The sequence below is a fragment of the Bradyrhizobium sp. USDA 3240 genome, assembly GCF_054063295.1.
In genome coordinates, this window is sequence record NZ_JBSSGD010000002.1 from 1,940,725 (window position 1) to 1,954,591 (window position 13,867).

The following is a 13,867-nucleotide window of genomic DNA, read 5'->3' on the forward strand; positions in this document are numbered from 1 at the left end:
TCCCATGCGTGACAAGGGCTTTTTCCACCCCGCGGCCGAGGAAATGTCGCTGTTGTCAGCTACCGGCCAGTGCTGGTGATCTGACATCACGGACATCTCCATCCCGGCCCGGCGGCTACGCCGCTCCCGGCCGCACGGCGCGCGCCGCGAACTCATCCTGCATCTCGATGACGCGAAGATAATTGCGCAGCCGGTTGGTCTCGAGCGCGCGCAGCAGCTTGTTCTGGTGATAGGGCAGCACGAGCTCGGCCAGCTGTGCACTCCAGCTGGCGTTCATGTCGAACAGCACCCCTAAGCCGAACACGGCGGGGATCTCGGCAAAGCCGAACTCCCTGCCCTGCGCAAGCTCCTCAGCCAGGAAATCGTCGATCGCGGTCATCACGCCATTGCGCGCGCCGCCGGCAACATTTGCGAATGCGGCGAAGCCCGCGCCGCGAAATCCACGGCCCTCGACCAGCGCCGGGCGATCCAGCGTGGCGCCGGCGTCGAAACTGTGCGGGTGACGAAACTCGGCGGGAATCTGGCCGGGCGCGTAGTACATGTCGCGCCGCCCGCAGGGCCAGCCGACATCGTGGAGGAAGACGAGCACGGGCTTGCCGTCACGTTGGCTGATCGCCTCGATCTGCCGGAGTTCGTGATAGACCGTGTACCAATTGTGGTCGCCATCGACGATCCAGGCGTCGGCGGCATCGAGTTCGCCGAACGCGTCGCGGCTGGGCTTCGCGACGTGACGCACATCCGGATTGGCGCTCACCCAGTCGAGGAATTCGCGCTTCGGCGCGGGATCGACGCTGGTGAACTGGCCGCCGCGGGCCCGGCAGTGATCGGCGAGCAGCGCCGACATGCCGCCATACTCCGCACCGATCTCGACGATGTCTTGCGCATCCGACAGGCGCAGCGCTTCGAGGATCAGGTCCGAGAATTCCGAGACGGAGTGAATCAAAAGACCCGTCATGATCTAGTCTCCCCCGGCCTCCTGCCGGATTGGCGCATCAAATCCCGGCCACCTTGGCAACCAGATCGGCCAGCCGCTCGGCGGCATCGAGCCGGCCGATACTGCGTGCGGCGTCCGCCATCGCGGTCAATTTCGATGGCTCGGCGGCGAAGGCCGATATCTCGGCCGCGAGCCGTTCCGACGTGAAGTCGCCCTGCGTGATGCGCAGCGCGCCGTTCGCCTGCGACAGCACACCGGCGTTGGCGAACTGGTCCTGATCGATCGCGCCCGGCAGCGGCACCAGGATCGAGGGCCGGCCGATCGCGGCGAGCTCGGCGACGGTACCGGCGCCGGAACGCGAGATCACGAGCTGGCTCGAGGCCAGCCGTGCCGGCAGGTCGGCGAAGAACGGCGCGAGCTCGGCATCGATCTTGAGCCGGTCATAGATCGCGCGCACCCGCGCCATGTCCTCTTCGCGCACTTGTTGCGTGACGATCAGGCGGCTCCACAGCGCCGGCGCGAGCTTTTCGATCGCCGGCGGCACGATGTCGCTCATCACCCGCGCGCCCTGGCTGCCGCCGACGACGAGCAGGCGCAGCGGGCCGTTCAACTCGGGCCGGGTGTATTTCACCGCAGCGGCGGCGAGGATCGCCGGCCGCATCGGCGTGCCGACGGTGGTGGCCTTGCCGGCGAGCGCAGGATCGCGATCGAGCACGCCGGGCAGCGAGGTCGCGATCGCGTTGACGCGGCCGGAGAGGAAACGGTTGGCGCGGCCGAGCACCGCATTGGCGTCATGAATGATGCCGGGGACGCCAAGCATCCGCGCCGCCATCAGCGGCGGCAAGGTCGGGTAACCGCCGAAGCCGACGACGGCCGACGGCTTCAGCCGGCGCACCACATTGGCGGCCACCAGCGTGCCGTAGCCGAGCATCAGCACGGTGTGCGCCAGCGAGATCGGGTTGCGGCTGCGCACGGTGGCGCTCGGCACCAGCTCGATGCTTTCTTTGCCGAACAGGCCGGAGTAGCGCAGCGCGCGGCCGTCGGTCGCCAGCCGCACCCGCAGGCCGCGCCTGATCAGTTCCACGGCGAGCGCTTCGGCCGGGAACAGATGGCCGCCGGTGCCACCGGCCGCCAGCAGAATCAGGGGGGACTCAGCCATGGCAACAATTTATACCGTCATTGCGAGCGAAGCGACTTGTCCGCCGAAGCCTTGGCGAGGCCGGAGCAATCCATGGCGCTCCCCGCAATGCCAACGGGAAGCTTCATGCGTAGGCGCGCCGGGCGCTGGCGCCTTCCATCGATTCGATCTCGGTGCGCGGCCGCTGCCGCGTCAGCGCCAGCATCATGCCGACGCCATAGGCCAGCGAGACGAATGAGGAGCCGCCATAGGAGATGAACGGCAGCGTCATGCCCTTGGCCGGGATCAGTTGCAGATTGACCGCCATGTTGATGGTCGCCTGCACGCCGAACAGGATCGCAAGCCCCGACGCCGCAAAGCGCGAGAACATGTCCTCGGTGGCGTACGCTCGCGTCAGCGTGCGGATCACAATGAAACCGAACAGCGCGACCAGCATCAGGCAAAGGATGATGCCGAATTCTTCGGCCGCGACCGCGAACACGAAGTCGGTGTGGCTGTCCGGCAGGCTGCGCTTGGCGATGCCCTCGCCCGGCCCGAGCCCGAACCAGCCGCCGTTCCAGAACGCTTCCATCGCGGTGTCGACCTGGAAGGTGTCGCCGGAGGCGGGATTCATGAAGCGCTTGATGCGGCCCGCGACATGCGGCACCAAGAGATAGGCGCCGAACAGGCCGGCGCCGGCGGCGCCGGCGAGCCCGAACACCCAGATCATCCGCATGCCCGCGATGAAGAACAATGCGCCCCACACGGTGAGGATCAGCATGGTCTGGCCGAAGTCGGGCTCCATCACCAGCAGCGTCACCAGCATCATCAAGAGCACCAGCGCCATCGAAGTCGCCGGCATCTCCGGCCGCTTGGTGGATTCCGCGAACAGCCAGGCCGCGACGATGACGAACGAGGGCTTGGCAGCTTCGGAAGCCTGGATGTTGACGCCGAGCAACGTGATCCAGCGCCGCGAGCCCTTGACCTCGGGCCCGATCAGCAGCGTCAGCACGATCAGCACGATCGAGACCGCGAACACGATCAGCGCAGTGCGCCGGATCTGCCGCGGCGTCATGAACGACACCCCGATCAGCACGATCAGCGACGGCACCAGGAACATGACGTGGCGGTTGAAGAAGTGGAACGGATCGAGCCCGATCCGGGTCGCGACCGGCGGGCTCGCCGCCAGCGACAGGATGACGCCGGCCAGCATCAACGCGGCGATCGCGACAAGCAGCAGCTTGTCGACGGTCCACCACCAGTCCGAGAACGGGGTGCGTTGGTCACGGGCGAGCATGGGCGTCCCCAGATGGCAGAGATAACGTTCATTCGTGGCGCAGGATGGTTTCCAAGGGATTAACGGGATCGGTAACTTTTGAGGGAGGTGGATTGGGAGGCCCGCGGCGCCTCCGGTGTCGCCATCCGGGCATGCGGTCGCCTCACACAGCCGTCGTCCTGGCGAAAGCCAGGACCCATAACCACCGCATTCAATGATGAAGAGGATGGCGGCCCTAGCGTCGCGCAACAATTGAGATTTGGGGTAATGGGTCCCCTGAGTTCACAAACGAAGTGCAACACTTCCTTGAGGAGGTGTTGCCATGGGGCGGACTTACAAGCAGCTCTCTCTGGACGACCGATGCGAGATTGCCTGTCTATCGGCCAATGGCAGCTCGGTCCGGCAAATCGCGGCAGCTCTGGATCGCTCGCCATCAACAATCTCTCGAGAACTGAGCCGTAATCGGAGCGTTCAGGCTGGCTACAAGCCAAATTATGCCCAGCAACAGATGCGAGCGCGGCGCTGGACGGGCGGACGCCTCGAACGGGAGCCCGTCCTGCGCCGCGCGGTGTTGCAACGCCTTCGCCGAGGTTGGTCGCCCGAGCAGATCGCCGGCCGGCTGGCGCGCGAGTGCGGGCACAAGGTGATCTCCCACGAGACCATCTACCGCTTCATCTATGGCCAACTCAGGCGCACCTCGGACTTCAACTGGCGACGCTACCTGCCGCGCGCCAAGAGCAAGCGCGGCCTCCGCGGCAAGCGAGGCGGCAGCCCCGCAAGCTTCATCGAAGGCCGTGTTTCCCTGGCAAATCGGCCCCTTGAGGTTGCCGACCGTAGCGTCGCCGGGCATTGGGAGGCCGATTTGATGATGTTCTCGAAGTACGGTCAGGCCGTGCTGACCGTGCATGAGCGCACCTCTCGCCTGCTGCTCGGCATCCGCCTTGCCAGCAAGGTTGCGCGCGGTGTCGCACGCCATCTCGTCCGCTTCTTCGCTGCCCTTCCACAAGAGCTGCGCCAGACCGTCACCTTCGACAACGGCACCGAGTTTGCCGGTCACCTGGCGCTACATCGCCTCTCGATCGAGACCTTCTTCTGCGATCCCCACGCGCCCTGGCAGAAGGGTGGTATCGAGAACGCCATCGGCAGGATGCGCCGCTTCATCCCTCGCAAAACGGATCTCGTAACCCTCTCGACCGCCAGATTCCGCCAGTTCATCGCCACCTACAACAACACCCCACGCAAATCCCTTGACTACCGCACGCCTGCGGAGTCCTTTGCCGATCAAGTGTTGCACTTCGAGTGTGAATCCACCTCCTGGCTTTCGCCAGGACGACGATGAGTTATGGGTCCCCGTGCGCAATCGCGCACTAGGCCGGGACGACAGCGAATGCGTGGCGCGATCTGATGGGTTCGCTACGCTACCCATCCTACAATTCTGCAGGCTCTCACACCACCGGCTTCACACCCGGCAGCGCCTGGACGATGTCGCGGAAGGCGGTCCCGCGGATTTCAAAATTGCGGTACTGGTCGAACGACGCACAGGCCGGCGACAGCAGCACGACGGCCTCTGTCAGTCCCGACGCTTCGGCATCGCGCGCGGCGCTGGCGATCGCGACGTCGAGCGTGCCGGACATCTCATGCGCGACACGGTCGCCGAGCGTGCCGGAGAACTCCTGCGCCGCCTCGCCGATCAGATAGGCCTTGCGGATGCGCGGGAAATAGCCGGTCAGGCCCGTGATGCCGCCGGCCTTCGGCTTGCCGCCGGCGATCCAGTAGATGTCGGCGAACGACGACAGCGCATGCGCGGCGGCATCCGCGTTGGTGCCCTTGGAGTCGTTGACGAATAGCACGTTGCCGCGACGTCCGACCTGCTCCATGCGATGGGCGAGGCCGGGGAAACTACGCAGGCCGTTCTGCAACACATCGGTCGCGATCCCCATCGCCAGCGTGCAGGCCGAAGCGCAGGCTGCGTTCTGCGCATTGTGCAGGCCGCGGAGCGAACCGATGCCGCCGAGACGCGCGATCTCGCTGCGCGCCGCGCCTGACGCGCGCACGATGGTCTCGTGCTCGACATAGAGGCCGTCGGGCAGCGGGTTCTTCACCGAAATGCGCACCACGCGCTTGCCGGCGCGATCGAGCCGGTCGGCGATGTCGCGGCACCAGCCGTCGTCGACGCCGACGATCGCGGTGCCACCTTGCTGCACGCCCGCGACCAGCCGCTCCTTGACCGCGGCGTAATGCGCCAGCGTGCCGTGGCGATCGATGTGGTCCTCGCTGATGTTGATCAGGATGCCGACCGAGGGATCGAGCGACGGCGCGAGGTCGATCTGGTAGGACGACATCTCGATGACATGGACGCGGCCCATCCGCGGCGGCTCCAGCGACAGGATCGCGGTGCCGATATTGCCGCCCATCTGGGTGTCGTAACCGGCCACCTTCATCAGATGCGCGATCAGCGCTGTCGTGGTCGACTTGCCGTTGGTGCCGGTGATGGCGACGAACGGCGCGTTCGGCGCGTGGCGGCGCCGCTCGCGACAAAACAGTTCAACGTCGCCGATCACCTCGACACCGGCCTCGCGCGCCTTCAGCACGCTCCAGTGCGGCGCCGGATGGGTCAGCGGCGCGCCGGGGGTCAGGATCAGCGCGGCGAAATTCGCCCACGACACGGTGCGCAGATCAGCGGTGGTGAAGCCGGCCTGCGCCGCCTTGGCGACGTTGTCGGCACTATCGTCGGCCGCGATCACCTCCGCGCCACCGGCCTTCAGCGCGTGGCAGCTCGCGAGCCCGGAGCCGCCGAGCCCGAACACTGCGACCGTCTTGCCCGAGAAGGAGGTGACGGGGATCATGATTGCCCCCCAGTCATTCCGGGACGATGCGTTAGCATCGAACCCGGAATCTCGAGATTCCGGGTTCGTGCTTCGCACGCCCCGGAATGACAGTAGGCGGCTCTTTTTATCATCAGCGCAACTTCAACGTCGAGAGGCCGGCGAGTGCCAGCATCACCGAGATGATCCAGAACCTGATCACGATCTGCGGCTCGGTCCAGCCCTTCTGCTCGAAATGATGGTGCAGCGGCGCCATCCGGAACACGCGTTTTCCCGTGAGCTTGAACGAGGTGACCTGCACGATGACCGAGACCGCCTCCAGCACGAACAGGCCGCCGATCACGGCGAGCACGATCTCGTGCTTCACCGCAACCGCGGTGGCGCCCAACATGCCGCCGAGCGCGAGCGAGCCGGTGTCGCCCATGAAGATCGAGGCCGGCGGCGCGTTGAACCAAAGGAAGCCGAGGCCCGCGCCAAGCACCGCGCCGCATAGCACCGCCAGTTCGCCGGTGCCGGCGACGTAATTGATCTGCAGGTAATCCGAGAACACCGCGTTGCCGGTCAGATACGAGATCATGCCGAAGCTCGCGGCTGCGATCATGACCGGCACGATGGCAAGGCCGTCGAGACCGTCGGTCAGGTTTACCGCGTTGCCGGCGCCGACCATCACGAAGGCGCCGAAGATCACGAAGAACCAGCCGAAATTGATCACGAGGTCCTTGAAGAACGGAATCACGAGCGAGGTCGAGGACACGTCACGCCCGAGCCGGACCAGCGCGTAGGTGGCGGCGAGCCCGATCGCCGCCTCGATCAGCAGCCGCAGCTTGCCGGCGAAGCCGCTGTGCGATTGCTTTGTGACCTTCAGATAATCGTCATAGAAACCGACGAAGCCGAAGCCGAGCGTCACCGCCAGCACGATCCAGACATAGGGATTGAGCGGATTGGCCCAGAGCAGCGTCGAGACCACGAGCCCGGACAGGATCATCAGCCCGCCCATGGTGGGCGTGCCCTTCTTGGAGATCAAATGCGACTGCGGACCATCGGTGCGGATCGGCTGGCCCTTGCCCTGCCGCAGCCGCAAATGATCGATGATCCAGGGCCCGAACAGGAACACGAACAGCGCGCCGGTCACCATCGCGCCGCCGGTGCGGAAGGTGATGTAGCGGAACACGTTCAGAGCGCTGCGGAATGCCCCAAACCCCGGAACGGTGTTGGACAGTTCGATCAACCAGTAGAACATTCAAAAAGTCCTATACCGCTTCTTCGTGCGCGGCCTTGTCGGGGAAGCGTTTTTCCAGCGCGCTGACAATGAGCTTCATCTTCGATCCCAGCGAGCCCTTCACCATGATCACGTCACCGGCACGGACCGCGGCGACCGCCTGTGCTTCGAGCGCCGCCGAACTCTCGGCATAGCCTCCCCGCTTGCCGGTGGAAAGGGCATCCCACAGATTCCGCATCAGCGGACCACAACAATATACGAGGTCGATGCGGTTGGCGGTCACGGCTTCGTTGAGGCCGCGGTGCAGGTCGGGCCCGGTCGGCCCGAGCTCGAGCATGTCGCCGAGCACGGCGATGCGGCGGCCATGCGGTCCGGTCTGGGCCTGGCCAAGCACGTTGAGCGCGGCCCCCATCGAGGCCGGGTTGGCGTTGTAGCTCTCGTCGATCAGCGTCGCCTCGCCGTGGCCAACCTCGAGCGTGCGGCGAAGACCGCGGCCGGTCGGTGCCTCGAGCTGCGACAGCGACAGCGCCGCGCGCGCGATGTCGGCGCCGAGCAGCGAGGCGCCCGCGAGCACCGCGAGCGAGTTCATTGCCATGTGGCGACCAGGCATGCCGATCTTGTAGGTGATGTCATGGTCCAGGATGTCGGCATGCACCGCCGAGCAGGTCGCGTGCAGCGAGAGGTCGATCAGCCGCGCCTCGGCGCGCTTGTCGGCCCCGAACGAGACGATGCGCGAGATGCCGGCCTTCTTCGCCTGCTTCTGCAGCCGCGCGAATTGCCCATTGTCGCGGTTGAGCACGACCGCGCCATTGGGCTCCAGCCCTGCGAAGATCTCCGCCTTGGCGTCGGCGATCGCCTCGATGCCGGAGAAGAATTCCAGATGCACCGGCTCGATCGTGGTGATGACGGCGACGTGCGGCCGTACCATCTTGACCAGCGGCGTGATCTCGCCGGCATGGTTCATGCCGATCTCGAACACAGCAAAACGCGCGCTCGCCGGACAGCGCGCCAGCGACAGCGGCACGCCCCAATGATTGTTAAAGGATGCCACCGAGGCATGGGTCTCGCCCTGCGCCGACAGCACGCGGCGCAGCGCCTCTTTGGTCGAGGTCTTGCCGACCGAACCGGTCACCGCGATGATCTGCGCCTTGAGCCGCGCCCGCGAGGCATGCGCGAGCTCGACGAGGCCGGCGAGGACGTCATCGACCACCAGCAGCGGCGCGTCGGCCGGAAATTTTTTGCGTTGCGCGGTCTCGACCACGGCAAGCCCGGCGCCGGCCTTCAGCGCCGCCTCGACGAAGGCATGGCCGTCATGGACGTCGCCCTTGATGGCAAAATACGCATCGCCCTTTGCAATGGTGCGGCTGTCGATCGAAAGACCGGTGACGCCGTTTGGCAATGCGCCTTGGCTGACTGCGCGCATCGCTTGCGCCATCGCATCCGAGGTCCACAACATCGTGCTCATGCGCCCTCCTCGGCCAATGCACTCGCGACCGCCTCATGATCGCTGAACGGCAGCGTCGTGTTGCCGACGATCTGCCCGACCTCGTGGCCCTTGCCGGCCACGACCAGTGCGTCGCCCGGCTCGAGGCCGGCGATCCCGGCACGGATCGCGGCGGCGCGATCGCCGATCTCGCGCGCGCCCTTTGCGGTTGCCATGATCGCGGCGCGGATCGCCTCCGGCTTCTCGCTGCGCGGATTGTCGTCGGTGACAATGATGTGATCGGCATTCCCGGCGGCGATCGCGCCCATGATCGGACGCTTGCCGGCATCGCGGTCGCCACCGGCGCCGAAGATCACGACCAGCCTGCGTTTCGCATAGGGCCGCAGCGCCTGCAGCGCCTTGGCGAGCGCATCGGGCTTGTGGGCGTAGTCGACGAAGATCGGCGCGCCGTTGTGCTCGCCGACGAATTCGAGCCGGCCTTTGGCGCCTTCGAGATGTTCAAGCGTGCCGAACACGTCATCGGCGAAGCTGCCGGTGCCGATCGCAAGGCCCGCCGCGACCAGCGCGTTCTCGATCTGGAATTCGCCGACCAGTGGCAGCCGGATCGCGTGTTTGCGGCCGCGGTGCTCTATCACGAGCTTCTGGGCAAAGCCTTCGATCGCAGCGTCCGTGAGCCGGATGCCTTCGCCCGTATCAGCGTTGCGGCCGACCGTAATGATGCGCAGGCCGCGCGCCCGCGCCGCATCGACCACCTCGGATGAGCAATCATGATCGGCCGAGATCACCGCCGCGCCACCAGGTGCGACGAGATCACGGAACAGCCGGAGCTTTGCATTCAGGTAGTGCGCGACATCGGGATGATAATCCATGTGGTCGCGCGACAGATTGGTGAAGCCGCCGGCGGCGATGCGCACGCCATCGAGCCGATACTGGTCGAGGCCGTGCGAGGACGCCTCGAAGGCGAGATGAGTGACGCCGTCGTGCGCGATCTCGTCGAGCTGGCGATGCAGCGCGATCGGATCGGGCGTCGTCAGCGAGCCGTAGACGGTTCGCTTGTCCGAGACGAGACCGATGGTGCCGATGCTCGCGGAGGAGTGACCGAGCCGCTGCCAGATCTGGCGCGTGAACGCCGCCACCGAGGTCTTGCCGCTGGTGCCGGTCACCGCCGCAATCGTCGCGGGCTGGCGCGGATAGAATTTGGCGGCGGCAAGCGCCAGCGCGCGGCGCGGATTGGGCGTGATGACGAACGGAACACGGCCGTGGCCTTGCGGCAGATGGTCGCTGGCGACCGCGACTGCGCCGGCGGCAATCGCCGCATCGACGAAGCGCGCGCCGTCGGTCCTGCTGCCCGCCAGCGCGAAGAACAAGTCGCCCGGCTTCACCGCACGGCTGTCGACCGCAAGCCCTCCGACGAGGATCTCGTCGGCACTTGGATCGCCCTTTGGATCGATCGTGGCATCGGCGCTGAAGAGGTCGCGAAGTCTCATGATCTTCCAGTCTGGCCGGCGCCGTTCTGGCGCCATCGTCTGAGCATGATCTGGTCCGGAAAACCGCTACGCACTTTTCCGGATCATGCTGTGATTATACGCCTTACTGGGTTGTTCTGGATGCCGCAAGAATAAGGCGGTCGGACGGCGGCAGGTCGAAGCGCGGTTCAACGCCCAAAAGCGGCGCAATTCGGGCGATCACGTTGCCGCCGGTCGGCACCGCATTCCAGCCCGAGGTGATGAAACCGTAGGTCTCCTTCAGGGGCTGCGGCTCATCGAGCATGATCAGCAGCTGGTATTTCGGATTGTCGGCGGGCAGGATCGCGGTGAAGGCGTTCAGCACGCGCTTCTTGGCGTAGCGGCCGTTGATCACCTTCTCCGCGGTGCCGGTCTTGCCGCCGATGTAGTAGCCCTTGACGTCGGCCTTCTTCGCGGTGCCGATCTCGGCATTGAGCCGCATCAGATAGCGCATCTTGTCCGAGGTCTCGGGCTTGATGACGCGCTTGGCCAGCGCCATCGCTTCCTGCTCGGTGCGCTTCAGGAAGGTCGGCGGGATCAGGTAGCCGCCATTGACCAGTGCGTCGATGCCCATCACCGCCTGCAGCGGCGCCACCGCGATGCCGTGACCGAACGAGATCGTGACGGTGTTCAATTCGCCCCACTTCTTCGGCACGATCGGCGAGGCGCTCTCCGGCAATTCGGTGCGCAGCCGCTCGAGTTGCCCCATCTTGCGCAGGAACGCCTTGTGCGCGTCGACGCCCATCGCGAGCGCAATGCGCCCGGCGCCGATGTTGGAGGAATAGTAGAACACCTCCTTCATGTTGATCATGCGGCCCATGTTGTGATCGTCATGGATCGCGAACTTGCCGTAGTGCAGCGGGCCGCGCGCATCCCACATCGAGTTGAGATCGAACCGGCCGCTGTCCAGCGCCATCGCCAGCGTGAACGCCTTGAAGGTCGAGCCCATCTCGTAGACGCCGGTGGTCAGGCGATTGATGCGATCGGGATCGTGCGCTTCCTTCGGATTGTTCGGATCGAAATCCGGCAGCGACACCATCGCCACGATCTCGCCGGTGCGCACGTTGGAGACGAGGCCGGAAGCGGCCTTGGCCTTGAACTTCTCCTTCGCCTTGATCAGTTCGTCGCGCAGCGCGTGCTCGACGCGCAGATCGACCGACAACTCCACCGGCTTCTGCAGCCTGTCGGTGGCGAAGCCCGCGCGATGCAGATCGGCCAGACCGTTGCTGTCCAGCCACTTCTCCATGCCGGCGATGCCCTGGTTGTCGATGTTGACGAGGCCGATCAGGTGGGCGACCTCGTTGCCGGTCGGATAGACCCGCTTGTTCTCGCGCAGGAAGCCGACGCCGGGAAGGCCGAGGCGATGGATGTCGAGCTGCTGCTTCGGCGTGATCTCGCGCTTCAACCAGACAAATCCCTTGCGCGACGACAGGCGGTCGCGCACCTCGCTGGTGTCGAGATCGGGCAAGGCCGCAGTCAAGAGCTCGATCGCCTCGTCCTTGTCGATCAGGCGGCGCGGCTCGGCGAACAGGCTCGGCGCCTTGACGTCGGTGGCGAGAATTTCGCCGTTGCGATCGGTGATGTCGGGCCTGGCGGTGGCGATCGCGTCCTGCGAGGCGGTGCGCCGTGCGCCATGGCTGTCGGCACCGACGGCAAACAGCACCAGCCGTCCGGCCAGCACGCAATAAACGGCGGCGAAGGCGAGGATCGCAAGGCCGACGCGCGCGCGCGCCTTCGCGGCGCGGTCGACATTGCTTCCGTACAGCAGCGTGCGGATCAGCCGCGTGCGCCAGGGTTCGGCGGATTTCGCGGCCGGCGTGCTGGCGGGTGCCGGATCGGTCATGGCAGGTCCCGTCATTGCTGGTCTCCCCCGCCCTGCTCGGACTCTTCGGGCGCGGGCTGGTCGGCGGCCGGCTGGTCGGTCGCCGGCTTGCCGATCGATCCGGTCGTGCTGTTCGGGCGCGGCGGCGGCCTCGATGGTGTCGATCATCGCTCCGATCGGATCGCGCGAGCCGGGCCGCGTGAAGCTCGGCGGCCGCTCCGGCAGGTTCTTCAGGGAATCATACTGATTGGCGTTGACCGGCTTCAGCGGCAGATGGCGTTCGGCAAGCCCTTGCAGCCGCAGCGGCGCGTCGAGCTTGGCCCATTCGGCGCGCAAGGTCGCGATCGCGTTGCGCTGCTCGCGGATCTCGGCATTGAGCTGCAGCACGCGTTCGACGCGCGCGGTCGATTCCATCTTGATGCGGTAGACATAGGATGCCGCGAAGATCAGCATGCCGATGACGAGGAGATGGAGGAGGCGCATCGTCAGCCTCCCCGCTTCAGGTCAGCGAGATGCGGCCATGACGGCAGGTCGTCGTCCGCATGCGCGGGCGCTGCGGTGCGTTCGGCTGCGCGCAGCTTGGCCGACCGGGCGCGCGGATTGGCCGATATCTCGGCCTCGCCCGGCGTCACCGGGCGCTTGGTCAGGATCTGAAAGCTCGGCGCGGATTGCGCCACTTCCGGCAGATGCCGCGAGCCGCCGGAAACCTTGCCGCGTTCTGTGAGGAAATTCTTGACGATGCGGTCTTCCAGCGAATGGAACGAGACCACGGCGAGCCGCCCGCCCGGCTTCAGCACACGTTCGGCCGCAGCCAGCGCGCGATGCAGCTCATCGAGCTCTTCATTGACGAAGATGCGCAGCGCCTGAAAGGTCCGCGTCGCCGGATGAATTTCGTTCGGCTTGGCGCGCACGACTTTCCCGACGATGTCGGCGAGCGCCTCGGTCGTCGTGATCGGCGCGTCCTTGCGCGCGGCGACGATGGCGCGCGCGACGCCGCGCGAGTGTCGCTCCTCGCCGAAGATATAGATGATGTCGGCGAGCTGCTTCTCGGACGCGGTGGCGACCACATCGGCCGCGGTCGGGCCGCTCTGCGCCATTCGCATGTCGAGCGGACCACCGAGGCGGAACGAGAAGCCGCGCTCGGCCTGGTCGAGCTGCATTGAGGAGACGCCGACATCCATCACGACGCCGTCGACCTGATTCACCCCCTGCGATGCGCAGACGTCGGCAAGATTGGAGAAGCGGTCTTCGACCAGCGTCAGCCGGCCGGCCGCGCCGTCGACCAGATCGAAGCCACCGGTTATCGCGGTGCGGTCGCGGTCGATGCCGATGACGCGCGTATCGGCGACATCGAGAATCATGCGGCTGTAGCCGCCGGCGCCGAAGGTCGCGTCGACATAGATGCCGCCGGCGCGCGGATCGAGATAGGCGACCGCCTCGCGGCCCAGCACGGAAATGTGACGGGGAGCACGTTCGCTCATGCGCCGCCCCCGCACAGGGCCGCGTAACAGGCATGCAAGCTGGCTGCGCGCCGACTCATTGCGTCTCGAATCCTCGCGCTGGCTGTTCCGGCAAAAAGGCCGCTGCGTGATCCCAGCGCCAACTCCCGTCCTCGGCCGCAAATCCTGATATCCGACCGGAATTGGGAGGGTTTCCATGGGATTTCGCGCAACAGCGGACCTTGGCCGTCCCCCGAAACCGGTTCGGCACTTCACCTCTCAGTAA

10 protein-coding genes and 1 pseudogene are annotated in these 13,867 nt (G+C 66.0%); 1 reads left to right on the forward strand and 10 read right to left on the reverse strand.

The genetic code is table 11. The features are described 5' to 3' along the window. Window positions 1-115 precede the first annotated feature (115 nt). From ACVIGA_RS10000 to ftsW, 3 genes are all read right to left on the reverse strand, one after another. On the reverse strand, window positions 116-955 hold the full coding sequence (locus ACVIGA_RS10000) for a class I SAM-dependent methyltransferase (protein WP_456666248.1): 840 nt from the start codon (window positions 953-955) through the stop codon (window positions 116-118). A gap of 37 nt (window positions 956-992) precedes the next feature. After that, window positions 993-2,093, reverse strand: a complete 1,101-nt coding sequence (murG, locus tag ACVIGA_RS10005) for an undecaprenyldiphospho-muramoylpentapeptide beta-N-acetylglucosaminyltransferase (RefSeq protein ID WP_456666249.1) — start codon at window positions 2,091-2,093, stop codon at window positions 993-995. Window positions 2,094-2,196: 103 nt separating this feature from the next. Further along, a complete protein-coding gene (gene ftsW / locus ACVIGA_RS10010) occupies window positions 2,197-3,348 on the reverse strand; it encodes a putative lipid II flippase FtsW (RefSeq protein ID WP_223975432.1) in 1,152 nt (383 codons plus the stop codon). A gap of 301 nt (window positions 3,349-3,649) precedes the next feature. Between ftsW and ACVIGA_RS10015 the strand changes: the two genes are divergently transcribed. Next, entirely contained in the window at window positions 3,650-4,666 is a 1,017-nt protein-coding gene (locus tag ACVIGA_RS10015) for an IS30 family transposase (protein WP_456666250.1), read from the forward strand. Between the two features lie 106 nt (window positions 4,667-4,772). On the opposite strand, the gene murD is transcribed toward ACVIGA_RS10015, so the two are convergent. The 7 genes and pseudogenes from murD to rsmH form a co-directional block, all read right to left on the reverse strand. Next, window positions 4,773-6,173 carry a UDP-N-acetylmuramoyl-L-alanine--D-glutamate ligase gene (murD, locus tag ACVIGA_RS10020; protein ID WP_456666251.1) on the reverse strand — a complete coding sequence of 467 codons (1,401 nt, stop codon included), beginning with the start codon at window positions 6,171-6,173 and terminating at the stop codon, window positions 4,773-4,775. A 112-nt stretch (window positions 6,174-6,285) separates the two neighbouring features. Then, window positions 6,286-7,392 carry a phospho-N-acetylmuramoyl-pentapeptide-transferase gene (gene mraY / locus ACVIGA_RS10025; RefSeq protein ID WP_016846578.1) on the reverse strand — a complete coding sequence of 369 codons (1,107 nt, stop codon included), beginning with the start codon at window positions 7,390-7,392 and terminating at the stop codon, window positions 6,286-6,288. A gap of 10 nt (window positions 7,393-7,402) precedes the next feature. Then, the gene (locus tag ACVIGA_RS10030; protein WP_456666252.1) at window positions 7,403-8,836 is read right to left on the reverse strand and encodes a UDP-N-acetylmuramoylalanyl-D-glutamyl-2,6-diaminopimelate--D-alanyl-D-alanine ligase; all 1,434 of its coding nucleotides are present in this window, start codon (window positions 8,834-8,836) and stop codon (window positions 7,403-7,405) included. Beyond that, window positions 8,833-10,302, reverse strand: coding sequence for a UDP-N-acetylmuramoyl-L-alanyl-D-glutamate--2,6-diaminopimelate ligase (locus ACVIGA_RS10035; protein WP_456666253.1), 1,470 nt, complete (start codon window positions 10,300-10,302; stop codon window positions 8,833-8,835). Before ACVIGA_RS10035 ends, ACVIGA_RS10030 begins: the two co-directional genes overlap by 4 nt. Window positions 10,303-10,405: 103 nt before the next feature. Beyond that, window positions 10,406-12,163 (reverse strand): peptidoglycan D,D-transpeptidase FtsI family protein, encoded by a 1,758-nt coding sequence (locus ACVIGA_RS10040; RefSeq protein WP_456670775.1) that lies wholly within the window; start codon window positions 12,161-12,163, stop codon window positions 10,406-10,408. Window positions 12,164-12,451: 288 nt separating this feature from the next. Beyond that, window positions 12,452-12,625 (reverse strand): annotated as a pseudogene (gene ftsL, locus ACVIGA_RS10045) (cell division protein FtsL); the annotation flags it as partial. Window positions 12,626-12,627: 2 nt separating this feature from the next. Next, complete coding sequence (rsmH, locus tag ACVIGA_RS10050) at window positions 12,628-13,623, reverse strand: 16S rRNA (cytosine(1402)-N(4))-methyltransferase RsmH (protein WP_456666254.1); 996 nt, start codon at window positions 13,621-13,623, stop codon at window positions 12,628-12,630. Window positions 13,624-13,867 lie beyond the last annotated feature (244 nt).